Annotated in this window: 16 protein-coding genes; 5 read left to right on the top strand and 11 right to left on the bottom strand. The window is 68.0% G+C overall.

Annotated elements, in window-relative coordinates:
• The first annotated feature begins 316 nt into the window (after positions 1 to 316).
• Entirely contained in the window at positions 317 to 1,138 is an 822-nt protein-coding gene (locus ACFVWG_RS39110; RefSeq protein WP_391548572.1) for an amino acid-binding protein, read from the top strand.
• 149 nt (positions 1,139 to 1,287) lie between these two features.
• On the opposite strand, the gene ACFVWG_RS39115 is transcribed toward ACFVWG_RS39110, so the two are convergent.
• Complete coding sequence (locus ACFVWG_RS39115) at positions 1,288 to 2,298, bottom strand: YihY/virulence factor BrkB family protein (protein ID WP_391548573.1); 1,011 nt, start codon at positions 2,296 to 2,298, stop codon at positions 1,288 to 1,290.
• A gap of 92 nt (positions 2,299 to 2,390) precedes the next feature.
• On the opposite strand from ACFVWG_RS39115, the gene ACFVWG_RS39120 reads away from it, so the two are divergent.
• On the top strand, positions 2,391 to 3,767 hold the full coding sequence (locus ACFVWG_RS39120) for a sulfatase (RefSeq protein ID WP_391548574.1): 1,377 nt from the start codon (positions 2,391 to 2,393) through the stop codon (positions 3,765 to 3,767).
• A 48-nt stretch (positions 3,768 to 3,815) separates the two neighbouring features.
• Here ACFVWG_RS39120 and ACFVWG_RS39125 read toward each other — a convergent pair whose 3' ends face one another.
• Genes ACFVWG_RS39125 through ACFVWG_RS39155 form a run of 7 tightly spaced genes read right to left on the bottom strand, consistent with a single transcriptional unit; the run spans position 3,816 to position 18,410 of the window.
• A complete protein-coding gene (locus tag ACFVWG_RS39125; protein ID WP_391548575.1) occupies positions 3,816 to 5,576 on the bottom strand; it encodes a CocE/NonD family hydrolase in 1,761 nt (586 codons plus the stop codon).
• Between the two features lie 38 nt (positions 5,577 to 5,614).
• Entirely contained in the window at positions 5,615 to 6,232 is a 618-nt protein-coding gene (locus tag ACFVWG_RS39130; protein ID WP_391548576.1) for an O-methyltransferase, read from the bottom strand.
• On the bottom strand, positions 6,229 to 7,365 hold the full coding sequence (locus tag ACFVWG_RS39135; RefSeq protein WP_391548577.1) for a glycosyltransferase: 1,137 nt from the start codon (positions 7,363 to 7,365) through the stop codon (positions 6,229 to 6,231). The genes ACFVWG_RS39130 and ACFVWG_RS39135 overlap by 4 nt, the downstream gene beginning before the upstream one ends.
• Entirely contained in the window at positions 7,362 to 8,135 is a 774-nt protein-coding gene (locus ACFVWG_RS39140; RefSeq protein WP_391548578.1) for an alpha/beta fold hydrolase, read from the bottom strand. The genes ACFVWG_RS39135 and ACFVWG_RS39140 overlap by 4 nt, the downstream gene beginning before the upstream one ends.
• 5 nt (positions 8,136 to 8,140) lie before the next feature.
• Entirely contained in the window at positions 8,141 to 8,428 is a 288-nt protein-coding gene (locus ACFVWG_RS39145) for an acyl carrier protein (RefSeq protein WP_391548579.1), read from the bottom strand.
• Complete coding sequence (locus ACFVWG_RS39150) at positions 8,425 to 12,303, bottom strand: beta-ketoacyl synthase N-terminal-like domain-containing protein (RefSeq protein ID WP_391548580.1); 3,879 nt, start codon at positions 12,301 to 12,303, stop codon at positions 8,425 to 8,427. Before ACFVWG_RS39150 ends, ACFVWG_RS39145 begins: the two co-directional genes overlap by 4 nt.
• Positions 12,300 to 18,410 carry an SDR family NAD(P)-dependent oxidoreductase gene (locus tag ACFVWG_RS39155; protein ID WP_391548581.1) on the bottom strand — a complete coding sequence of 2,037 codons (6,111 nt, stop codon included), beginning with the start codon at positions 18,408 to 18,410 and terminating at the stop codon, positions 12,300 to 12,302. The genes ACFVWG_RS39150 and ACFVWG_RS39155 overlap by 4 nt, the downstream gene beginning before the upstream one ends.
• A 191-nt stretch (positions 18,411 to 18,601) precedes the next feature.
• Between ACFVWG_RS39155 and ACFVWG_RS39160 the strand changes: the two genes are divergently transcribed.
• Both ACFVWG_RS39160 and ACFVWG_RS39165 read left to right on the top strand, forming a co-directional pair.
• Positions 18,602 to 19,390, top strand: a complete 789-nt coding sequence (locus ACFVWG_RS39160; protein ID WP_391548582.1) for an SDR family oxidoreductase — start codon at positions 18,602 to 18,604, stop codon at positions 19,388 to 19,390.
• A gap of 2 nt (positions 19,391 to 19,392) precedes the next feature.
• Positions 19,393 to 20,367, top strand: coding sequence for an aldo/keto reductase (locus tag ACFVWG_RS39165; protein WP_391548583.1), 975 nt, complete (start codon positions 19,393 to 19,395; stop codon positions 20,365 to 20,367).
• Here the strand turns inward: ACFVWG_RS39165 and ACFVWG_RS39170 are convergent.
• Positions 20,364 to 20,798, bottom strand: a complete 435-nt coding sequence (locus ACFVWG_RS39170) for a MarR family winged helix-turn-helix transcriptional regulator (RefSeq protein WP_391548584.1) — start codon at positions 20,796 to 20,798, stop codon at positions 20,364 to 20,366. The two genes, ACFVWG_RS39165 and ACFVWG_RS39170, sit on opposite strands and share 4 nt — an antisense overlap.
• 124 nt (positions 20,799 to 20,922) lie before the next feature.
• Between ACFVWG_RS39170 and ACFVWG_RS39175 the strand changes: the two genes are divergently transcribed.
• Complete coding sequence (locus ACFVWG_RS39175; RefSeq protein WP_391548585.1) at positions 20,923 to 21,228, top strand: hypothetical protein; 306 nt, start codon at positions 20,923 to 20,925, stop codon at positions 21,226 to 21,228.
• Between the two features lie 210 nt (positions 21,229 to 21,438).
• Here ACFVWG_RS39175 and ACFVWG_RS39180 read toward each other — a convergent pair whose 3' ends face one another.
• Both ACFVWG_RS39180 and ACFVWG_RS39185 read right to left on the bottom strand, forming a co-directional pair.
• Positions 21,439 to 23,133 carry a DUF222 domain-containing protein gene (locus ACFVWG_RS39180; RefSeq protein ID WP_391548586.1) on the bottom strand — a complete coding sequence of 565 codons (1,695 nt, stop codon included), beginning with the start codon at positions 23,131 to 23,133 and terminating at the stop codon, positions 21,439 to 21,441.
• Positions 23,134 to 24,210: 1,077 nt separating this feature from the next.
• Complete coding sequence (locus ACFVWG_RS39185; protein WP_391548587.1) at positions 24,211 to 24,810, bottom strand: hypothetical protein; 600 nt, start codon at positions 24,808 to 24,810, stop codon at positions 24,211 to 24,213.
• Positions 24,811 to 24,847 lie beyond the last annotated feature (37 nt).

Consider the following 24,847-nt stretch of genomic DNA (forward strand, 5'->3'; position numbering starts at 1 on the left):
GGTGTCGCCCTTAACGTCCGAAGGGGCGCACGCCGGCCCTCCGATCGTTCGGACGTTAGCGCGGTGTCGCCCTTAACGTCCGAAGGGGCGCACGCCGGCCCTCCGATCGTTCGGACGTTAGCGCGGTGTCGCCCTTAACGTCCGAAGGGGCGCACGCCCGCCCTCCGATCGTTCGGACGTTAGCGCGGCGTCGCCCTTAACGTCCGAAGGGGCGCACGCCGGCCCTCCGATCGTTCGGACGTTGTGGGCCGCAGTCCTCACATCGGCGACACAGTTCGGCAATCGGCGGGCAACGTGCGCGGGTGATCCTGGCGGCATGGAATCGTTGCGTACGGCGCTCGTGGGTGGGGAAGCGTGTGAGGTGTGCGGGCGGCTGCCGCATCCGCGGCGGTTGCGGTTGACGGTGGCCAAGCTGCTGGCCGTGTTCCCGGTGGAGTTCGCGTTGCATGCGGCCGTGCTGGCGCTGCATCCGCCGTACATCGTGGCTGTCGCTGTGCTCGTAGTCACGACGACAGTGCTGGTGATCTGGGTGGTGGAGCCTTCGGCGATGCGGTTCCTGCGGAGCTGGCTGCATGCGCCGCAGGTGCGGGCGACCAGCGGCGTTGATGGCTTGTGGCGGATTCGGGTGACCGTGCCGGACAAGGTGGGGTCGCTCGAGCGCGTGACCCATCAGTTGGCCGCGGTGGACGCGAACATCCTCGGCCTGCACGTTCACACGGTTGAGGATGGCGTCCGGGACGAGCTAGTGGTGTCGGCGCCCGACTCGGTCCGGTCGGGTGCGCTGACGGCCGCGGTCGAGGAGGCGGGCGGGTATGACGTCCAGGTCTGGTCGACGACAGCTCTCGCGCTGATGGATGGGCAGACCAAGGCGCTGAGCTTGGCCGCGCGAGTGGTCGGCGACCCGACAGAGCTGCCGCACGCGGTCGCCGAACTCCTCGGTGCGCAGCTGGTGACCGATCGTGTCCTGCTCGCCGGGCCGCTGCCGGCGGATGGAACACTCCTGAAGATCCCGTCGCCCTGGGCCGGCATGTTCGCCTTCACTCGCCCCGGCGAGCCCTTCACTCCAGCCGAGTCCGCGCGCGCCCACCGCCTCGCGCAGCTCGCCGAACTCGCCTCCCGCACCCCGGCCGCTCAGTAGCCAGCGGGCGGGCAGACTCCCAGCGCCGTGGTCTCCTGCCACCACTTGTGGCCGGAGACAGGAAGTCGGGGCTGGAGACCTCAAGCCACAGGTCTCCAGCCAACACAAGGTGTCTCGTGCCACCAGTGGTGGCGCGAGCGGTCAGTTGGCTAGCGTTTGCGCAGGGGGCGGCGGGAGCGTTTGGTGCGCGGGGTGTCGAAGGTGACTTCGATGGTTTCGGCGGCCTTGTGGCGCTGGGCCTTGGCGTACATGGCGTAGGCGCGATGGTCGGCAGGAGTCAGGTCGGCGACCGAGTCGTTGAAGAGGGCCAGCAGTGACCGCGGGTAGAGCTGGTGGGCGATCACCGAGTTGAGCTCGGCGCCGATCACGGCGATCACGGCCGCGGCGTAGATGAGCCCGATCAGTCCGAGGGTCAGCGCGAAGACGCTGTTCACCGCGCTGGCCTTGGCCAGTACGTCGGTGACGTAGACGCCACCCAGCCGCTCGAGCAGGTGCCAGCCGACCGCGGTGAAGAAGGCCCCCGGGACGATCTGCCGGAAGGCGGGCCGTGGCCTGGTCGCCGGGCGCAGGCACAGGGTCAGCATCGCGGTGAGCACCAGGATCGAGCCGATCGAGACCAGCCACGCCAGCTTGTCGGTGACGATCCCGGCCAGCGAGGCCTGGCTACCGGCGAGGACGGTCAACGTGGCGAAGCTGAGCACGGTGAGACCGGCTAGCGACAGCAGCGCCCCGGACCGCAACCGACCCCGGAACGGATTGGGCCGCCCGTTGCGGGGCGTGCCCCAGGTGACGTTGACCGCGTTCTGCACCGCCTGGCCGAGCCCGATGATGCCGTACAGGGCGGTGATCGTGCCGACGATCACGGCCGGCGTACTGCCTTGCAGTCCCTGCGGGGTCGCCAGCTGGGTGCCGACGATCGGGAACTCCTTGAGCGCCGACTGCAGGACGGCCTTCTGCAGCTCTTCGTTGCCCTGGAGGACGAACCCGAGCACGGACGAGGAGATCAGCAGCAGCGGGAAGATCGCGGCGAACGCGTAGTAGGTGATGATGACGGCGAGGTAGCTGCCCTGGTCGTCGAAGAACTTGTACACCACGGCGAGCGGGAACCCGAGCCGCCGATGCCGCCGCTGCGCAGCATCCAGCCGCCCCAAAGTGCTCACACCCCTACGGTACGGTCTCCGTCCGTGACCCTACGCGTCGGGCCCGACCGGCGACGCGCGGTAGGTAGGGTCTTGGGTGGAGGTGGACGACCTTGCCGAAACCCAACATTCTGCTCATCGTCTCCGACGATCACGGCTATGCGGACCGCTCGACGCTGGGCCTGCATCCCGAGGTGAGGACTCCGGCCCTCGATCGGCTCGCGGCCGAGGGGGTGAGTTGCACGGACGCCTACGTGACGGCGCCGATCTGCAGCCCCTCGCGCGCCGCGATCATCTCGGGGCGGTACCAACAGCGGTGGGGAGCCGAGTGGTTCGAGTCGTCGTCGTTCCCGCCGGACGACGTACCGTCGCTGGCCGAGCGGCTGAAGGACGAGGGGTATCGGACCGGGTACTTCGGCAAGGTGCACTACGGCGGTGAGGACATCGGGGACCGGGCCTGTCCGCCACATCATGGGTTCGAGACGACGCTCTACGGACTGGCCGGTCAGTCCTTCGGCCGGCTGAACTACCTGCACCACTCACAGGAGGCACAGGCCGAGTACGGCGATCCGGCGGCGGTCCACATGGCAGTCCAGCCGCTGTTGTCGGGTGACGAGCCGGTCGAGCATGAGGGCTTCCTCACCGCCGAGATCGGTCGCCGGGCTGCCGCCTTTATCAACGAGGAGGCGGAACGGCCGTACTTCTGCATGGTGGCGTTCAACGCGGTGCACAACTTCTGCTGGCAGTTGCCGGACGAGGAGCTCGAGGCCAGGAACCTGCCGAAGTTCACCGACTGGACTCCTGACACCGGACAGACCTTCGGCGACTGGTACGACGACGCGATCGTGCCGAACCTTCCGCACGGCCGCGAGTATTACCTCGCGCAACTGGAACTCATGGATGCGGAGATCGGGAAGCTGCTCGCCACGATCGACAACGGCGAGGATGCCGGGAACACGATCGTCGTCTACGTCACCGACAACGGTGGCTCGACCTGCAACTTCGGTGACAACACTCCCTTGCGCGGTACCAAGTACACGCTGTGGGAGGGCGGCATCCGGATCCCCATGCTGTGGCGGTGGCCCGACGTTCTCCCGGCCGGGCAGACCTGCGCCAGCCTGCTCAGCACCTTGGACTTGGTACCGACGCTCACGGCCGCGGCTGGCGCCGTACCGGGCATCACCGACGGCATCGACGCTCTGTCTGCGCTGCGCGGAGCCGGGCCGGGGCACTCGGCGTTGCATTGGGATTGCGGGTTCCAATGGGCAGTCCGCGACTCCGACTGGAAGCTGAGCTGGGTCGACGACACCGAGGAGGCTCGGCACCTGCAGGCCTACGAGCACGCACCGATGGGCAAGGGCCTGTTCCTCGCGAACCTTGCCGACGATGTCTCCGAGCAGCGTAACCTGCTCGACTCCGAACCGGAGATCGCCGCCCGCCTGTCGACGCTCCACCAGGAGTGGCGCGCGGAGATCGACGTACCGGAATGACGAACCGCTCCGACCTGCAGGTGCAGGTCGGAGCGGCCGGGTTTCAGGTCAGGAGGACGGGCCCCAGACGATGGGGCTCGTGCCGAACTGGCTGGGTGAGGTGAGTGGCAGGGTGACGGAGGATGCGGCTCCGGGGGAGCGGCTGATGGCGAACTGGCCGTAGTTCAGGTTGGCCTGCTGCTGCGGGGTAGGCGCCATCGGGATGTGGAAGTTCGACGGCGTCTGGCTGGACAGGACGACCTGCAGCCGGTAGCCGGCCGGGATCAGGGTGAAGTTCGGCAGGACCGAGATGTCGACCTTCACGGTCTCGGTCGGGGTCAGGAACTGCTGGCTGGCCTGGGTGAACGGGTGACTGGCTTTGATCAGGGCGTTGCCGTCGCCGTACCAGCTCTTGCTGGTGTCGAGCTGGCGGAGGCTGGCCAGTTGGGTGCCGTCGGCAAGCTTTGTCGCGAAGCCGTACGGGTTGACCAGGTTGACCGTCGCGGTCACCTGCGCGTCCTTCGTGGTGGATTTGAGGTACGTCGTCACGTTGATCGGACCGTCGAGCACCTTCGGTTCGGTGAAGGCGGGGCTGTTGTAGGTCGCCGGGAACCAGGGGGCCGACCAGTAGATGGTGTCAGCGCCGGCCACGGTGGGCTGGTTCGCGGTCAGGGTCCCGCCGGTGTTCAGGTAGTACGACTCGGTGCGCAGGGACGGGGGCCACGCAGCGGAGTCGACCCACTTGGCTTGCTGGTTCTGGAAGAGGTGCAGCGGCGTGGTCGTGTCGGCCATGCCGGTCGGCTTGCCCTTGAGCCAGGTGTCGAACCATTCCTTGCGGATGTTGGCCAGTACGTCGCCCGACACGTTCGCACCGTGGGTCCACGGGCCGACGATCGCCTGGTACCGGCCGGTGACCGGCTGCCCGGCCTTGATCGGCGCGGTCAGCGGCCGGCCGTAGTAGGCGTTCTGGCCGGCGACGTAAGCACCGATGTTGCCCGCCGGGAAGAGATCGTTCCAGCCGGACTCCGACAGTGCGGGGATGCCGTTGGCAACGATCTTCGGCATCAACTGCTCGATGCTGAGGCTGTTCCAGTAGTCGTTGTTGTAGGAGCGCGGTCCACCGGTCTTCAGGTCGTTGACCGTCTGCTGGATCGGCTCGTTCTGCGCGTTGGACTGCGGGCCACGCGGGATGACCGTGGCGACCTGCGGGACGAACTGGGACGGGATACCGCCGGCCGCCGCGAGGTCTTCGTAGGACGACGAGTCCGTGCAGAACGGCGCTATCGCCTTCAGTGCGGAGTTCGGGCCGACGGCCGCGGCGGTGTACCACTGGTTCACGCCGAGGTAGGAGCAGCCGTCCAGGCCGACGGTACCGGCCGAGCCGTCCAGGGTGCGGGCGGCCCAGTTCACCAGGACAGCACCGTCCTTACCCTGCCGCTCGCCGAACCAGTCCAGCTGGCCACCGGAGGTTCCGGTGCCACGGACGGCGGAGACGACGTAGATGTAGCCACGCTTGACGAAGTAGTCACCTGCCGTGGTCGGGTCCATCAGTTGGGTGCCGTACGGGTTCTGGCTCACCAGCACCGGGAAGGTCCCTGGTGCACGCTGTCCGGTGGCGGGGTTGGTCGGGTAGACGATCTGGACGGAGATGGCGACGCCGTCATCCATCGTGACGGTCGCGGTGACCGGCGTACTGCGGCCGTAGGTTTCGGGTTCCGGTTGCGGGGTCCAGGCGGTCGCCGCGGTCTGGCTTGCGACGGCGGGTGGTGCGACGACCGGTGCCAGTGCGAACACCAGCGCTCCGGTCAGTGCGAGCAGACGTTTCCTCACTTCGAACTCCCTTGCTCCAGCGGGGGCGGGACAACTAGCTACATTGCGCGGAATCGGCCGAGAGCCCAGGCACGGTCACCTGGTTCGGCGATGAGATCGACGGGTTTGCCGTCGACCAACAGCTCGAGCGGCTCGATCAGGCCGTCGGCGACGGCCTCGTCCCAGGCCTGCGTGGGGCCGACGCCCCACGGATACCAGGGGACGAGATCGTCGACGACGACCAGACCGTCGGGTTTGGCGAGCCGGGCGGCGTTGCGGATATCGGCGGTGGCGACCTCGTACTCATGGCCGCCGTCGACGAAGACCAGGTCGAACTTTCCGGCCTCGTACGCCGGAAGGGTGGTGAGCGAGTTGCCGATGATCAACTCGTGCCGGCCGGGGTAGTTCTGGTCGACGTACTCCTTGGCGAGCACGACCGCATGCCGCTGGTCCAGCTCGAAGGAGACCACGGTGACGTCGGGTGAACTCTCCAGGAAGGCGATGCTGGAGAAGCCGACATTGAACCCGACCTCGGCGATCCGCAGCGCTCCGGTCCGGACGGTGACCTCTTGCAGGTACGTCGCCTCCTCGACGCTGGCTCCACCTTCGTAGAGCCGACCGCCGTTGCTGCGGACGTGTTCGTACACGTCCCACATGAGCCGTTCGATGCGGCTCATCTCGACATCGGGTTGCATGGTTGTCCTTCCTGTGCCAAGAGCTGGGCGGCTTGGGCGGCACCGCCGGCAGCCAGGTACGACTGCTGGATCCGGGCCGCGTTGCGGGCGTACTGGGGACGGGTGAGCACCGATGTGATCGCTTCACGCAGGTCGTCGGCGCCGGCGCGGTCGAACCGGACGCGGACCCCCGCGCCCGCGGTGACGACTTGCTGGGCGAGCATCGACTGGTCGTCGCGGATCGGTGCGACCACCAGCGGTACGCCGGCGTGCAGGCTCTCGCTGACGGTGTTCTGACCGCCGTGACAGACCACGACCGCGGCCCGCTGCAGGAGTTCGACCTGCGGGATCCGTTCGACCACGACGACGTCGGCGTGCGGCAGGTGTCCGGCGACGACGCCTTGGACCTCGGGCATCGAGGCCAGCGCGGCGACGCCTTCGGCGAGGAATCGCCGTCCGGCCTCGGCATTCGCCGTACCGAGGGTGATCACGACTAGTGGTCGATCGTCGAGCCGGTCCCAGGGGAAGTCGACCTTGGGCGGCTCGGCCATCGGCGTACCGACGTACTGGACTGTGAGGTTTGGCGACGGTGGTCCGGCGAGTTCCTGAGTGGTGAAGGCGAGGATGAGATGCGGTGAGAACCTCAGGTCGAGCGCCGGTACGTCGTTCTGTCGGCACAGCTCGTGGAGGAGTTCGGTGATCCAGGCATCGATCTTGGGGAACGCGGGTTCCGCGAGTTCGGTCGAGGTCGACGCGGAAGTTGCCCACGGCAACCCCAGGCCGGCCGCCACCACTGCACCCGCGAAGGCTTGCTGGTCGGCAACCACCACATGTGGAGCGAACTTGTCGACTGCGGCGCGGACGCCCGGGACCATCTCGTGGGCCAGCGGGATCAGGTAGGTCTCCCAGAGGTACTTCAGCGCGGCGAACCCACGGAGGTTGGCCGGGCGCAGATCGACATCGAACGGACGCGCGTCGCCGGCCGGATAGACCGGGCCCGAACCGACGAGCTCCGAAGTGGTCGGCTCGGGACCGCACCAGGCGACCTCATGGCCGTCCGCGCGCAACGCCGTCGCCACTGCCCGCAAGGGGGTGACGTGGCCGGTGAGCGGCGGGACCACGAGCAGGAACCTCATGCGGCTTGCCGTCCGATCCAACGCAGTACCAGCTCGCGTACTTCGCGGTGCCGTTCGACCAGCACCGAGTGCCCCTGGCCGTCGAAGACGTGCAGCTCTCCGTTGGGCAGTGTTGTCGTCAGGGCCTCGAGATCGTCGGACTGGTAGCCGTGGCTACCCAGGATGTTCAGTACCGGGCACTCGATGGAGGCGAGGTCGTCGAGGCTGAGCAAGGGACCGAGCGGCACCTCCTGCGCCATGTTGGTGGACATGATCCGGTCGGCCGCCTGCCGGGCGAGCCGCCGGTGGTGGGCGCTGAAGTTCGCCTCGATCCAGTCGTAGCTCTCCTCCTGCGCGAGGAACTCGATCGTGTAGCCGAGGATCTGGGTCATCTTGTCCGCCCACAGCTCGGTGGCCGGCTCGGACTCGATACAGACGATGCTGCGCACCTTGCCCGGATAGGCGGCGGCGTAGCTGAAGGCGAGCGTGCCGCCGAAGCTGTTGCCGACCAGGTGCACCTGGTCGACGTCGAGCTGGCTGAGCAGGTCGTGCAGGTCGGCCACGAAGTCGGCGATCGTGTAGCCGCTGATCGGCCGCTCGGTCTTGCCATGGCCGCGCAGGTCGTAGCTGATCACGTTGATCCCCGCGGCCGCGACCGGCGGCGCCAGGGTCAGGTAGAAGCTCGCCAGGCTGTCCGTGCCCATGCCGTGCAGGAACACGACCGTCTGTTCGCCGTCGGCCTGGACGAGCTGGACGTTGGTGCTCAACCCGTTGACCATCATCGTGGGCATCGGCCTCAGCCCCGCTGCGCGAGCCGGTCGGAGACGAACGTCGCGATGGCGCCGACCGTCAGTTCGATGACCTCGTCGAGATCCTTCTGCGCCAGGTGCTCGGCGAGATTCACATCCGGGCCGAAGTGCTCGGCGAGGATGCCCGCGAACGTGACAAGGTCGATGCTCTGCAGCCCAAGCTCCTCGTGGAACGTGCTGTCCGGAGTGATCTCCAGGTCCAGCAGGTCGAGGTCGCCCACCAACGGGGCGAGCAGCTCGGCAACGGTGTCGAACACGATGAGGCTAGTGGTCATGCGGGGCTCCCGAGGGGTGTCGCCAGGGCGTGGGCGCTGTTGCTGTCGGAGGTGACAGTGATGGACAGGGGTGGCAGGGTCCGGCCCTGCAGGCCGGACACGTTCTTCTCGTCGTCGTGCACGTGGAGCTCGGCCGGATAGATCGGCTCGCCGATCAAGGCCCGTACGGCGTCTTTGATCGCGATGCGGCGGAGTAGCCAGCCGCGTTGTTCGCGGGGTGGGCAGGTCGCGTACGCCGTTCGTTCGGCTCGGTTCAGGTAGACACCCGCGTAGAACTCGCGGGCCGCGAGACTCGGCCAGCGGTCGGTGACTGACGCCGTACCGTCTGGATGCATTGTGGATAAGCGATTGCGGTCCGGGTACGTGTAGACGCGGTGGGCGGATCGGTCGCAGGGGAAGCGGACGTCGCGCCAGCTGTCAACCCGTGCCAGGACTTGGCCGTCCTGGATCAGGTGGGCGGTCATTTCTAGGAGGTCTGGTTCGGCGCGGATCTCGGCGACGCACTCGACCTCGACTCCGGGCTCTGGTTCGGGGGCGTACCAGGTGACCCGCTTGATGCCGCGAGGGAAGGCGAGCAGGTTGTCGGTCTCGTTCGCGAGCATCCAGCACCCAAGCAGCTGGCCGACGTTGTCGAGCAGGGCGCCGGGTGCCGGTGGGACGACCAGCCGGCCTCGGATGTGGTTGCGGCCGATGCCATGCAGTACGGCGAGACCCCGGTACGCCGGTCCGTGGAACATCTCGCGGTAGGTATAGATCTCGGCCGCTGTGTGGGGCGGTTGGGTCTCGGTCGCGGTGATGACGGGGGCGGGCGGAGCGACCGGGTAGGACGGCGCGATCTTGACGGTCATCTGGGCGTACGAGCCGAGGTCGACGCGGACTTGACCGTCCTCACGATTCATGGCGACCTTGACCGTCGTGGCGGGTTCGGCGAGTAGCCAGCGCGCGAAGGTGGCGTCTTGGATGCCGATGGCAACAGTTCCCGGCCAGGCCTTCTCGACCTGGCGGCAGGCGATGTCGACGAGCGCGGTCGCGGGAACGACCGGCCAGTAGTCGGATTCGTCCGGCCAGCCGTCACGCTGCCGGAAGAACCGGTGGTCGCGCAGGTAGGGCATCGCTGTCAGCGAGACCTCCACCGTGGTCTCGGCGGTGCGGTTGCCCGCGTACGCCGCGATGACGCTCGCGGCGCTGCGGCGAGTCTCAGCCAGGAGCGCGGTGAACTCGGCGACGATCTCGTCGGAGACCCCGGCGGGCAGATCCACCATGGGTTCGAGCAGCCCGCGCGCGTTCGCCGGCAACGACAGCAGGGCGTTTGAGGTGTTGAGGCGGACGGTCCGCGGCTCCAGTACGTCGAACTGGGGCTGGGCGCCCTCGACCCAGAGCGCTGTCGCGACTCGGCGGAGCTGACTCAGTCCGGAGCGGAAGCCGGAGGCGGCCCCGATGACGAGGTGTTCGGCCTCCTGCAGGGTGTCGCTGACGAACGACCCGAGCTGGCCGGCCCCGACCTGGACGAAGACGCGGAAGCTGTCGTCGTACAGGGTCTTGATGAGTTCGCGGAAGCGGACCTTGCGGACGAGGTGGGTGAGGTACAGGTCGCGGATCGCTTGCGGGTCGGTCGGGTACGGCGCGACAGTGGTGGCTGACCACACGGGGAGCTGGCCGGGGTGGAAGTCGAGGTCCTGGATGAGGCTGGCGAACGGCTTCAGGTGTGGGGTGAGGAACGGGGTATGGAAGCCGGATCGGAACGGCAGGGTTCTGGCGATCACGCCCGCGCCGCGGCAGGTCTCGGCGAGCTGCTGGATGGCGTCTGGGGTTCCGCACGCGATCGTCTGCTGGGGAGCGTTGTCGTGCGACAGGACGACGTTGAGGCCGGAGTAGAGCGGTTCGGCGATGTCGGGGGAGCAGCCGAGCACGAGGAACTCCGTGTTGGGCACGGTGAAGCCGTCTGGCCAGTAGCGGTCGACTAGGTCCTTGGCCGGGCCGCTGTCATACATGCCCGCGACCTGCATCGCGGTCCACTCGCCGACGCTGTGACCTGCTAGTGCACCGGGAGTGATGCCGAGGCGGTCGAGGGCGTCGTTGAGGAGCATGCCTACGTGGGTGACGCTCTCGGCGTGGTCGAGGAGTGTCTCGGTCGACCAGTGCGGTGCGGGTCGGCCGAACTGGCGAGCGACGTCCGCACAGTTCGGCGTACTGTCGCCTTCCAGTCCTGGGAACAGGAAGGCCGTCTTCGCGTCGGTTGCCTGGAGCAATGGCTCGGTGGTGCACCAGATGTCCTTGGCGCCGCGCCAGGGCTTGCCCTCGGCAACGACCTTCGCGGCGACCCGGCGGGCCAGGGCGAGGGTTGATTCGGTGGGTCCGACGATGCCGATCCGGAACCGGCCGCTGCCCTCGGTGGTGCGGGGGCGGTCGAGCAGGTCGAGGAGTTCGTCGCCGGTCTGTGCCGCGATCCGCAGGATGCGTTCGGGCTCGTGGACCTGCACGCGGCGCTTGGGTGCGTGATCGGCCTCCTCCAGTACGACGTGCGCGTTCACGCCACCGAACCCGAAGGCGTTCACCGCTGCGCGCCGCGGCCAGTCGGTCTCCCAGTCCTCGGCCGCACTGATGGTGCGGAACCGCGTGGTCTCGACGAGGGGATTGGGGTCCTCGCAGTGCAAGGTCGGCGGCAGCGTGCGGTGGTGCAAGGCGAGAGCGACCTTGACCAGTCCCGCGATCCCTGCGGTCGGCAGGGTGTGGCCGATCATCGACTTGACCGAACCGATCACCGGGCGCGGCCCGTCGTCGGCGGGTCCGAAGACCTCCGTCAGCGTGGCGAGTTCGGCGGCGTCACCGGCCTTGGTCGCGGTGCCGTGTGCTTCAAGCAGGCCGATTGAGGTGGGATCGAGGTCGGCCGCCGACCAGGCCCGCTGCAGGGCGAGGACCTGGCCGGCAACCGACGGACTGAGGAGGCTCGCACCCTTGCCGTCGCTGGAGGTGCCCGAGCCACGGAGAACGGCGTACACGCGGTCGCCGTTGGCGCGGGCGTCGTCGAGGCGCTTGAGCATGACGATCGCGGTGCCCTCCCCGATCAGGAGACCGTCGGCGTCCTTGGACAGCGGGCTGATCCGCTGGCTCGGCGACAGGGCACCGATCTGGGTGAACATCGACCAGAGGGTGTCGTCGTGCGTGTGGTGGACACCGCCCGCCAGTACGACGTCGCACCGGCGCCTGATGAGCTCGCTGATCGCCTGGTCGACGGCAACGAGTGAGGACGCGCAGGCGGCGTCGACTGTGTACGCCGGTCCGAACAGGTCGAGGCGGTTGGCGATCCGGGAGGCGGCGAGGTTGGGGACCAGGCCGATGGCGGTCTGGGCGCGGAACTCACCGAGCGGCTCGAGGAGCGCCGTACGCAACCGGTCGAGTACCTCGGGGCCGGCAGACGGGACGAGTTCCTGCACGGTGCGGGTGATCTGGCGGACCGTGCGGACTCGCTGGTCGAACCGCAGCAGGCCGGGGGAGAGGTAGCCGCCGCGGCCGAGGATGACGCCGACCTTCGACCGGTCGCCGAGGCGGTCGAACCCGCCCGCGTCCTCGATCGCGGCCACGGCGGTCGCGAGCGCGGCGAGCTGGTCGGGTTCCATCCCGTCGACATCGGTGGGTGGGATGCCGAAGCCGAGTGGATCGAAGTCGACGGTGTCCGAGACGAAGCCGCCCCGACGGCCGTGGGTCTGGTCGGGCGCCGTACCGGTGGTGCCGTGGAAGCTCGGGTCCCAGCGGGCAGCCGGTACGTCGGTGATGGCGTCGGTGCCGGTGATGATGTTCTGCCAGTACTGGCCGGTGTTGGCCGCGCCGGGGAGGAGAACGCCCATCCCGACGATGGCGACCGGCTCCTGGCTCACCACAGCGATGCCGTGTACAGCACGGCACTCACGTCGGGGGATCCGTAGGCGAGCTCCCGGAGCAGGGCGGCGGTGCCTTCCTCGGGATCGATCAGCGCGACATTGCGGCGCTCGTATTCGCGTGCCAGCTCTGGGGTGACCATGCCGCTGTGGTCGTCGGCCGGTGCCCACGGTCCCCAGTGCACGGTGAGGGCGCGGCCGTTCCAGCGGGTGGCGAGGTCTTCCAGAGCGTCGTTGGCGGCGGCGTAGTCGGTCTGACCGCGGTTGCCGAGGACCGCGGAGATACTGCCGAAGAAGGTGATGAAGGCCGGCTGGATCTTCTCCTCGGTGAGTGCCGTGAGCAACGTGTTCGCGCCGGTGACCTTGGTCTCGAAGACTGTGCGGAACGAGGTGTCGTCCTTGAGCGCCATCAGCTTGTCGTCGATGACACCCGCGGCGTAGACGACGCCGTCGATGCGGCCGTGCCGGGTGACGACGTCCTTGACCAGCTGGTGCACGGCTTCGCTGTCCTGTACGTCGACGCCCTGGTACCCGGCCTGGCCACCGGCCGCCTTGATCTGGTCAAGTGTGCGGCCGATCTCGCGTTGGGCCAGGACGGTTCTGACGTGGCGCTCGATGTCCGCGATGGAACCGCCGCGGGCGATCAGCGTCTCCCGGATGGCTTGCGGGTCGTCGGGGAGGGCGGCGTCGTCGTGGTCCATCGGCCAGGGGGTACGGCCGGCGAGCTCGATCCGGGATCCGTTGGCGGCGAGGGCGATCGCCGTACGGGCGGTGATGCCGCGGGCGCCACCGACGAGGAGTACGACGGAGTCCGCGTCGAGGCCGATCGCCTGGAGCTCGCCGCTGCCAGGGCCGGCGCCCGAGTGAGCCAGTGAGCCAAGCTCTTCGTTGACCGGTACGTCGGTCCATCGGCCGTCATCGTTGTGGTGGGCAACAACCACGTCGTCCGCGGTGCGAGCTTCCGCCAGAACGATCTCGGCAGGGTGGTCGAGGTTGTCGAGCAGGACGAGGCGGGTGATCGCGTCCCGTTCTAGCGCTGCCGCTCGGAACAGGCCGCGGAGTCCGTCGCTCGTGGTCGCAACCGCCAGGAAGGTTCCACGAGCGGCCTTCAGCTGGCTGAACAGTCGCGGTGCGGGTGACTCGCCGGTGTCGGTCAGCGCGTCGAGCGAGACGACGAGATCGGCGTCAGCCCCCTCAACCGCTGTTGCCCCAGCACCGGTCAGCCGTTCACGAATGGATTCGGCGAGGTCATCCGGCCCCAACACGGTGAACGTCGTACCGTGCAGGCTCGTCCCTTCAGCCGGTGGGCAAGCCTTCGCCCGCGAAACATACCGCCGCGGCGCACCCCCTCCCACAACGTCCGAAGACACGCGGGCGCCCGTCTCCGGTCCTTCGGACGTTGCGAGGGCGGGATCCACAGCGTCCGAAGACACGCGGGCGCCCGTCTCCGGTTCTTCGGACGTTGTGGGGGTGAGGAGGAGTTCGAGTTGGGTGACGAGGCCGTTGGCGGTGCGTTGGCGGACCAGGAGGTCGGTGCTGTCGACGGCGGTCAGGCCTAGCTTGGTGAGGCCTAGTTTTGTCAGGAGCGTGCCGGCGATTTCGGTGCGTTTGATGGAGTCGATGGAGAGATCGGCTTCGAGGTCGAGATCGCCTTGGATCATGCTGGCGGGGAAGCCTGTGCGATCACTGATCACGGCGAGGACCGTGGCGCGGACGTCGGTGGCGACGGCTTCCGCCACCGGTTCTTCGACGACTGTCAGTTCCTGCACCGGTACGACGACCACGGCCGGGGCGGGGATGGGTTCAGACGGGCGGGGTGCGGCGGGCGCCGTACCGAGGTAGCCGAGCATGACGTCGCGTTGGCCGGCGACGAATTCGCGGCTGGTGCGGAGGAACTCGACGATCACCTGATCGCGCTGGGCCGGCTCGTTCATGATGGACCTCGGGATCTGCTGGGCGGGAGTGAGTCCGTTGGTGGGGATCTGTCCGTTCGGCTGGCGGACGACGGCACCGTTGACCGTCCACACATCCGTGCGGGGTTCGGGTGGGGTCGGGCGGCCGCGGAAGAGGCGGTCGGTGTCGACCGGGACGCCGGCCTTGGCGAGTGCGCCGAGGGTGGTCAGGAATCCGTTCAGGCCGGGTTCGCAGGCCAGGACCTGGTGTGGGCGGTCGCCAAGGATCTCGCCGGTCAGCCGCGACAGCACCCGGCCGGGCCCGACCTCCAGGAAGATCCGGGCCCCGGCGGCGTACATGTCCTCGATCTGGTCGACGAAGCGCACCGCGGACGGGATCTGCAGCGCGAGCTCCTCGCGGACCGAGCCAGCCTCGTACTGCTTGCTTGTGCGGTTCGACCACACCGGCAACGCCGGATCCTGGATCGGCGCGTCCCGCAGCGTCTTCGCGAACAGGTCGCCGGCCTCGGCAACGAGCGGGCTATGGAAGGCACACGACACCGGGATCCGCTTGGCCGCGATGCCGCGCGTGCGGAGGTGAGCAACGCTGTGGTCGATGGCGGACACGCTGCCGGAGATGACGATCTGCTCGGGTGCGTTGTGGTTCGCCACCACAACATCCAGACCAGCAAGGGTTTCGGCCACGTCGTCATACCGAGCCCGTACGGCGGCCATCGCGCCGGAAGGCATTCCCGCGATCGCCTCGGCCCGGGCCCGGCTCAGCTCGACCAGCGTCGCGGTGTCGAACGCACCGGCCACTGACAACGCGACCAGTTCGCCATAGCTGTGCCCGGCCAGGAAGTCGGGCCTAACGCCAAGCTCGGCCAGCAGCCCGCACACCGCGGACTCGACCAACCCAAGCGCGGGCTGGGCCACGCGGGTATCGGTCACTGCCTCGTTCTGTGCCGTGATGCGCGCATCGTCGAATGCGCGCGGCGGGAACACCGCCGACACCAGGTCAGGGTGCGACCGCATGCTGTCCGCGAGATCCGGGAAGTGCACGAACAACTCGGCGAGCATGCCCGTGCGCTGACTCCCTTGACCGGGGAACAGAAACGCGAGTTTGCCCGGCGTCGTCTCGCCAACAGTGATCGCGGGTAGCTCAGCCTTCCAGTCCCGCAACGCATGCGCGCGGTCCGGCGAGATCGGTCCCGGCGCGAGGACAGCGTGGAAGTTCGTCCCACCGAACCCGAACGCGCTCACCCCAGCCAGACCGTGCAGGCCGGGCGCCGGTCGGGCCGTTGTAGAGAAGGTGAACGGACTGCGGTCGGCATCCCAGGCGGTGTTCGGCGAATCGAGGTGCAGCGTCGGCGGTACCACCTCGTGCCAGAGCGCGAGCGTCGCCTTGATCAGTCCGGCCAGCCCGGCCGCGCACTTCGTATGGCCGATCTGGCTCTTCACCGACCCCAGCGCGATCGACCCTGGTTGGGCGCCCGCGTCGGTGAAGAACTCGGTCAGCGTCCGCAGCTCGGTCGCGTCACCGACCACAGTCCCGGTTCCGTGCGCCTCGACCAGGCAGACCTCGGCAGGCGATACACCGGCGTCTTCGTACGCGCGTTCCAACGCCCGCCGCTGTCCTTCCGGCCGCGGTGCGGTCAGCCCGAGCGCTTTCCCATCACTCGCAGCCCCGACTCCCTTGATCACGCCGTACACGCGGTCGCCGTCGCGTTCCGCATCAGTACGGCGCTTAAGCACCAGACAGGCAACACCTTCGCCGAGCGCGATCCCGTCCGCCGAGGCGTCGAACGGCCGGCAGCGGCCGGTCGGCGACAACGCGCCGGCGGAGGTGAAGTTCAGGTAGTCGTTGATGCCGTTGTGCAGGTCGACCGCGCCGCACAGCACCATCGAACTGCTGCCGGACCGCAGTTCCTTGACCGCGATGTCCAGTGCAGCCAGCGACGAGGCGCAGGCCGCGTCCACCGTGTAGTTTGCGCCGCGGAGATCGAGGCGGTTGGCGATCCGGCCGGAGATGACGTTGGCGAGCGTGCCGGGGAAGGAGTCCTCGGTCAGCTCAGGCAGTTGGCCGAGCAACTCCGCGGGCACCTCACCCAAGTAGCTTGGCAGCAGGGCTCGCAGCACCTCAGCGTTGGCGAGGTCGCTGCCAGCCTCCGCACCGAAGAGCACGCTGGTGCGTTCACGGTCGAACGGACGCTCGTCGTACCCGGCATCGGCGAGTGCACGGCGCGCGGTCTCCAGCGACACCAGTTGCGCCGGGTCGATGCTGGCCATCGACGTGGGTGGGATGCCGTAGGCCAGCGGGTCGAACTCGACCGCCGGCAGGAACCCTCCCCAGCGCGATGTCGACTGGTCGGCATAGATGGTGGAGTCCCAGCGGTCCGTCGGGACCTCGGTGACCGAGTCCACGCCGTTCAGGATGTTCGACCAGAACGCGGGCAGGTCGGGTGCACCGGCGAACGTGCAGGCGATGCCGACGATCGCGATGTCCCGGCTCTCGGCAGCGACCGGTTGGCGCGGCACCCGAGTGCGCAGCAGCTCGGCGGCGCCGTCGGTGACCGCGGTATGGAGGTCGGCGATCGTCGTACGGGCGTCGCGCAGGACCGAGACCTGGCCGGCCATGTACAGGCCCTGGTCGAGCTGGGCGTCGGCGTCCACGCTGACCAGCTGGGCGCCTTCGCGAGTGAGGCCTTTGGAGGCGATCCGGAGCCGGCCGGTGTTGAGCTCCTCGAGCTGTTGCCAGGCTTCCTGCCGCGGTACGTCCGCGAGTTCACTCTTGAGCGCCTCGAACTGCGTGGTGTACGGACTGGGCAGGCAGCGTGTGCTGTGCCCCGGCGCGGTCTCCAGGGTCACCGTCGCCTCAGCCTGGATCGCCTGCTCCTGGAACAGTTCAGTGATCGCTCCAGTGGTGACCGCTTCGCGGGTGAACAGGTAGGCGGTCCCCATCAGTACGCCGATGCCTGCGCCGGCCGTCGCCAGATCCGCGGCGGCGGCCGCGACGATCGCGGCGGAGCGCGCGTCATGGATGCCGCCAGCGAACAGGATCTCCAGGCCAGGCCCATGTCCCTGCAGTACGTCGAGCTGCTGCTCCCACAGCGCGAAGCTGGACCGCGGACCCACATGCCCGCCACACTCAGCGCCCTCGAACACGAACCGCTTGATCCCCGCATCGAGGAACTGCTGCAGCAGGATCGGCGACGGCACGTGCATGTACGTCGCGATGCCCTGGGCCTCCAACGCCTTGGCCTGAGCCAGCTTCCCACCGGCGAGCAACGCACACCGCGGCTTCGCAGCCAGTACGGCGGACAGCTGCTCCCCACGCTTATTGGCGTCGATGAACCCGAGCAGCCCGGCGCCCCACGGCCGGTCGCCGAGCGCGTGAGCAGTCTTCGCGAGCAGGTCAGTGGTCTGTACGCCGTTCGAGGTCGCCACCGCGACAAACGGGAATCCGCCGTGTTCGGCAACTGCCGCGGCGAAGGCGGGCTGATCGCTGACCCGCGTCATCGGGCCCTGCGCGATCGGCAGCGCGCTACCCAGTGTGCGGCAGAGCGGTACGCCTTGGTCGGCCTGTATTGGGAGATCGTCGACCGCGGCACGCAGGGAGCGGATCGCGGATTCGGTGGTGCGGTAGCGCTGCGCGAAGAGGGGAGCGAGTGACGAGTCCGGCAGCGACTGACGCCGTACCGAAGTTGCCTCGGGCAACAGCGCGAGCTGTTCATCGATCAGTACGCCGGCCGCTCCGCCCGCGACGGCTCCGACCGCCGTGCGGGGGCCGATGCCGGTCGCCCAGACGGGGACCTGGTCGCCGTACAGGTCGAGGAGTTGTTGCAGCAGGACGAAGGCCGACAGCTCCGCAGCGACCGCGACCAGGCCGATCGCTCCAAGCTCGACAGCCTGCGCTGCCTGCTGCACCGAGGCCACCTCAGCCAGCATCGGCAGGCCCGTTGCAGGTGACGCAATCCCTTGCAGGGTTAGCGAAACGCCGCAGTCTCGGATGACCTCGGACGGGATCGCGCGGCCGGTCGGCACGCGGACGCCGTACGGAAATCCGCGCAGCCGGGCGGTCGCCCGGGTCAGTTCGGCGGCGGTGCCGGACCCGGGCAGGTCGAGCACGGGGAACCCGCCGCCACGGGCGATGGCGGTGAGCTGCTGGGGGCTTGGGCTGAGCCCCAGGATTCTCGCCGGAAAGATGTCCCTCACTGGGCGTACCTCCTTGTTCACCGGCAGCAACATCCGGTCGAGAGCAAGGAGAACGCAGAGGACCTGAGAAATGCAATAGGGGGAAGCGTTAATTTCTCGCACCCTCTCCATCTGGAGATATGGGTTCGGCGACGCTTTGGGTATACATGTCAACTACCTGTAACCGGCACCTGGAGCTACCTGGAGCGGCTGTGGATCTGGTAGGACGCGTTGTCGTGGTGACCGGCGCCGCGCGGGGGATCGGCGCCGCGTTGGCCTGCCGGTTCGCTGCCGAAGGAGCCGCCGGAGTGGTGGTCTCCGACCTGGATCTGGAGGCCGCCGAAGAGGTTGCCGCCGGCATCGTTGCCCAGGGCGGCGGTGCGGTCGCGGTCCGGGCCGACGTCTCCTCGAAGGATGATCTGAAGGGTCTCGTGCTGGCCGCCAAGGAGCACTTCGGCACGGTCGATCTCTTCTGCTCGAACGCGGGCGTTGCCTACGGCACCGGTGTGCATGCCTCCGGCGACCAATGGGCGCGATCGTGGGAAATCAACGTGCTGCAACACGTGTACGCCGCTCAGTTGGTGGTGCCCGCGATGGCGCGTCGCGGTGATGGCTATCTGCTGATCACCGCGTCCGCGGCGGGGCTGCTCGGTGCGCCGGGCGATGCGCCGTACTCGGTGAGCAAGCATGCGGTGGTCGGGCTGGCCGAGTGGCTCGCCCTGACGTATCGTCCGAAGGGCATCAAGGTCAGTGCGTTGTGCCCACTCGGGGTGCGGACCGCGCTGCTCGAACCTGCCGTGCTGGCTGGTCATCCGGCCGCACTGGCGATCGCTGCGCAGGCCCCGATGATCGAGCCGGCCGAGGTCGCGGAGGCCGCCGTACAAGGGATTCGGAACGAGGACTTCCTGATCCTGCCGCACGAGTCGGTCCGCGAGCGGTATGCGCGCAAGGCCCAGGATCCTGGCCAGTGGATCGACGAGATGATCGCAGAAGGGCACTGAGCATGGAGTTTCGCAGAGTGGGCGCGAGCGGGCTCGCGGTGAGTGAGGTTGCCTACGGCAACTGGCTGAACCACGATGCCGACTGCGTTCAGGCAGCGCTCGACGCCGGGATCACGACCTTCCACACCGCTGCGGCGTGGGGCGCGGGAGCCGCGGAGGAGAGTCTGGCGGCGGCCCTCGCGAGTGCGCCTCGCGATGATCTTGTCCTGTGTACAGGGGTTTTCTGGCCGGAAGGCGCCGGGCCGAACGGTGCCGGTCTGAGCCGGAAGCACTTGGTGAAGTCGTTGCATGGCTCGCTTCGCCGCCTCGACACCGACTACATCGACATCTATCAGTTGCTGCGGTTCGACTACCAGACACCGCTCGAGGAGACCTTCCTCGCGCTGTCCGACCTGGTCAGGCAAGGCAAGATCCTGTACGTCGGCACCTCGGAGTGGAACGCCGAACAGCTGCAACGTGCTGGGGCGCTGGCCGAGAAGTACGACGTACCGTTCGTGGTCAACGAGCCGCACTACTCGATGTTGTGGCGAGTGGCGGAGTCCCAGGTGATGCCGGTCTGCGATCGGCTGGGCATCGGGCAGTTCGCCTCGGTTCCGCTCGCGCAGGGCGTGCTCACCGGCAAGTACGGTGACGGTCAGATTCCGCCTGATTCACGGGCTGCGGGCAACTATGTTCAGCAGCTGATGATCCGCGGCCTGCTCGTGCCTGGCGTGGTGGATCGCGTTGAGTTGTTGCGTGGCGTGGCTGAAGACGTTGGGCTGACGATGGCGCAGCTTGCGGTCGCTTGGACGCTACAGCACGACAGCGTGGCCTCTGCTGTGGTCGGCGCGAGTTCGCCTGCCCAGGTGGCGGAGAACGCCAAGGCTGCTGGGGTCAAGCTCGATCTGGACGTGCTCACGCGCATCGACCAGTTGCTGGGCGGCGCGATTCAGACTGACCCGCGACTGACCTGGTCGCCGCCGGCCGGCCTCGGCTAACCCTCGCGGACCAAGCGATCCGCGAGCCGGAGCAGGATCGTCAGCTCCTCTTCGGTGGCAACCTCGAAGAGGTTCCGGCGGACCGATCGGGTGTGGACGGCATCGGTCGCCTCGAGCGCGTCACGCCCTTGCGTCGTGAGCATCACCAGCATCGACTTGTCATCGAGAAGCTGGCGCTGGATCAAGCCCTTGGCCTGCATCCGGGTGAGCTGCCGGGACAGCCGGCTCTTCGACCAGTACATGGTGTCGGCCAGCCGCTGCTGACCGATCGACGCGCCGGCCTCCTTGATGTGCATCAGCACGCTGTGCTCGGCCTGCGACACGTCGGAGACCTCTCGGACGTCCAGGGAAACCCGGTACCGCAACAGGTCGGCGATCTTGAGAGCAGAGCGCCAGATTTCCATTTCCTGGGCAGTCAGATGGTCGTCCACGACGACAACTCTGCGGGAAAGTGGCTTACATGTAAACCATTCAGTCATGTAAACCATCAGTCATGTAAACCACTCAGTCAGCTCAACGGATCAAGGGTCCGGAGTCCATGACGTCCTGGCCGGCATGAGCACATCGTTCCGTACGGCGCTGGCTGTCGTCGAGTACGTCCTGCTGCGCACCACGGGCCTGCAGTTCCGCGTCACCGACGAACCAGGCGAGACCTGGCTGCGGCCCGCCCTGGAACGCTCCGCCGTCTGGCCCGTCTGGCCCGAGTGCCCCGACCACCCCAATGCCCACCCACTCCGCCCAGTCGCGAAAGGCGATCAGGCGCTGTGGGTCTGCCACCACGCCGTGCAGACCACCGGAGACCTCGTACCCGCCGCCGCCGAATCGGGCCGGGCGGTCGCCGAGATCGGCCAGCTCCGGTGAACGCGTGCTGCCACCGGTCCGCTCGGCTCCCGTCGGTCGCGTACTCCAACTCCAGCACGCCGGACGGCCGCAGGTCAGTTGACGGAGGGCATGCCGGATGACTCGGACCCACGGTGGGCTCCGAGTCGTGACCTGGGACAGGTCGTGCGTGCGGATGCGACTGGCCGTTCCGCGCGGTCGTGGGCGGCCAACGACCGGGGCGGGTGGTGTCTACGGTTCGGCTGCTGGGGTGGCGTCGGTCGCCCAGGGATCGGTAAAGCCGGGCACCATCGCCCTCAAGTGGGCGCTGAAGGCCTCGCGAGCGGCGGCCAGTTCCGGACTGGGTAGGTGACTGGCGGCAGGAAGTCGAGCCGCCTGCTCGCGCATCAGGTTGCTGCTGGCACCGACAACCCCGCCCCTGCGGTCAACCCCGCCAGTGTCGGCAGACGTCAGCCCGCCAAGTCCTCCGACTCCGCCCCTGTGGTCAACCCCGCCAGTGTCGGCAGACGTCAGCCCGCCAAGTCCTCCGACTCCGCCCCTGTGGTCAACCACGCCAGTGTCGGCAGACGTCAGCCCGCCAAGTCCTCCGACTCCGGCGCTGTGGGCAGGCGTGAGCCCGTCAGCGCCTGTGCTCGGGGCAGGTGTGGCCCAGTTGATGATGGCGGCTAGGTCGGCGAGTGCTGTGGGGCTGGTGCGGGGTGGTGGGTCGGCCCAGTCGGGGCGGGTGACGTGGACTTCGCCGCCGGTGATGGAGATGGCCCATTGGCCGTTATGGACTGCGCGGTGGTGGGCGGCGCAGAGCAGGACGAGGTTGTGGAGGCTGGTGGGGCCGCCGTCGGCCCAATAGATGACGTGGTGGGCGTGACACATCCACGGTGGCGCCTTACACACGACGCAACCTTTGTCGCGCTTGTTGAGTGCGCGGCGGAGGTACCGGTTGACGAAGCGCTGTTCGGTGCCGACGTCCAGCGGTTGGGAATCGCCACCGAGCACGATGGGCAGGATCGCGGCGTCACAGGCGAGCAGCCGCACCGCTGAGGCTGACAGGTTGCCTCCGAACACCATTTCTCCGACCGCAGCAGACGACCCGGACCCATCAGGCGCGCTGTCGGCGCCGCGGAAGGCTTCCGGGGTGTTGGCGAGGACGGCGTTTTTGAGGTCGTTGAAGTCGATGGTGACGGTGATGTGCGGTACGCCGGGGTGGTCGGGGTTGCCTGCGGCGGCGTCCAGGATCCCTTTGAAGGCGTCGACCTGGCGAACGTCAAGCGGCCGCGGGTCGCGTTGTCCGTCGATCGTCTTGTGCGGTTTGGCTCCTGTGTGGATCTGGGTCAGCAACTGTTCGCCGCTGGCACCGGCTACGAACCCTGAGAACTTGACCCCGCCGTCGACCTGCCGCAGCCGCAGCGACTCCTTCGCGCGCGCCTCGTCCTCAGCCGGCTCAGCGCCATCGGTATCCAGCCGCGCCAGAACCTCCAGACCGAACTTGGCCAGTTCACGGGGATTGGAGATCCGGGCGGCCTCGACCATCTGCTCCTCGGCGACCTCCAGCACGTCGACCGGAACCGAGGCGGGTGCCTTCTCCAGGGTGGTGACGATCACCTTGGCCAGCGCCGGACCCAGAACCGCCGGATGTGACGGATCGGTGGGGTCGGGCAGCGCGTCCACCACTGCCGGGTACTTGCCGAGGGCGGCAGAATACTTGAGGTCTTTGCGGACGTCGCCGGGGTTGAGCCGGTATCGCTGTGACACGAGTTCGACGGTGTCGCGGGCGCCGAGTTCTTGGGCGGTGCCCGTCTCGTCCAGCCGCCCCGTGAGCTGCAGTTCGTAGGTGTTCAGCAGGGCCTTGGCGGCGTGCACGTTGTCGAGGTTGGTCAGCAGTTCGCTGCCACTCTGCATGCACACCGGGCGCATCGCCAAGATCTCCATACCGAAAAGCATAGCCACGCCCACCGACAGTTTCCGGCCCCAGAACCCCTTATTTACAACGGATGTGTGGGCTGTTGCTGTGGGCTGATTGCCCGTTCAACTTGCCCACACTTCTCGATGACGTTAGCCGGTACTTTTTCGTCACCTGGACCCGAAAAGTTTCCGGCTAGCGCAAGACCCCCTCGAACATCACTCACCTCGGCCACAGCCCGGAAGCCCAGGCAACGTGCACACTGGTCGCTGACCTCGCCATCCCCCTCAGCCATCTACCTGCGCGCCCGAAGGCTTCAGTGGCCGCCGCCAGGTGGCCGAACGCGCGCCCGCAACTGGGGGCTTGAACAAGAAATGGTGAGTGTGGACAGGTCATAGCTTGTTCACGCCCCCCACAGGGGGTGCACACCCCTCGACACGCGGTCAGTCATCCAGCCGAGCAGACGGGTTGGGCTGCCGGGCGCGTTACTTGGTGCTTTTTCGTCACCTGGTCCCGAAAGATCACCAATTAGCGCAAGACCCCCGAGCATCACGCACCTCAGCCACAGCCCGGAAACTCAGGCAACGTGCACCTCGGTCGCCGACCGCGCCATCCCCCTCAGCCATCTACTGGGCGCGCCCGAAGGTTCCAGTCGACCGCCGCCAGGTGGTCGAGTCCCCTGCAAGCCAGGTAGGCGACTCGGCCGGCTATGTCTCGCTGTGGCTGAGCATGTCTGCGGCCGATTAAAGACGGGGTGGCTGGGCGCGGCGGTGGCTGAGGGGGATGGCGAGGCCGCGACCGGGGCTCACCCTTGCCTGTGGCTGACGGGCTACGGTTGCGGTTCAGGAAAGGCGCCGCGACCGGGTTCACGTTGCCTGAGGTTGACGTGCCACTGCCACTATCGGCGCACCAGGGGTATCCGAACCGCACTGGCCGGTACTTACCTCACGTATGGCGCCGGGTGAACGACCTCGACGGGGTCGTGGCCGTGAGCAACGATCTCGCGCTGCTTCCTGTCGACCGGCGCCGGCGTCGTTCTCACGAGTACGGCGCCGGTCGCGGTCAGCACGGTTCTGCACACCTTGACGTTGGTGTGGTGCGGAACCTCAGTCGCAGGTGTCGCAGATGCCGCTGGCGGGCGTCTGCAGGTTGCACTTCGGGCAGGCCTTGATCGGCCGCTCGGCGATCGCCGCCTTGCGAGCGCGGGCCCGCGCGGCGCCGAGCTTGGCCGGGATCATCGCGCTGCCGCCGTCGGAGGGCAGGTTGGTGGCCTCGAAGTGGCGGTAGGCGGCGAGCCGCTCGTGGGAGGCGTGGGCGTCGGGGTCGGCCGGGGTCTCACCGGTGGCGGCGCCGACGATCGCGGCGTAGCCCTCGAAGACACTTTCGTCGGGGTTGACGGCGAGCGCCGGCAGCATCGGCTCACCGCGGCGCAGGTTCTCCGCGTACACCTCGGCGAGCGTGCCGCCGATCCACAGCTTGGGCAGCTGCTTCGTCCGGATACCGGTGAGCTCCTGCACGCCGACGGCGAGGTCCTTGAGCTGCACCACGGACTGGTACTTCTTCGCGGCGACCAGCAGCAGCTCACGCGCTGCGACAGCCCACTCGACCCGGGCGGCGGCGACTCCGATATCGGAAACCTCACGCCAAGCGCGCTCTTCTACATCCGGCAGTTCACGGTCTGATGTGGCGACATCGAAGATAGACACCTTCGAACCCTACGGGCCCGCGGCCAATAGGCGAAAC

The organism is Kribbella sp. NPDC058245 (assembly GCF_042882005.1).
Classification (GTDB): Bacteria; Actinomycetota; Actinomycetes; order Propionibacteriales; family Kribbellaceae; genus Kribbella.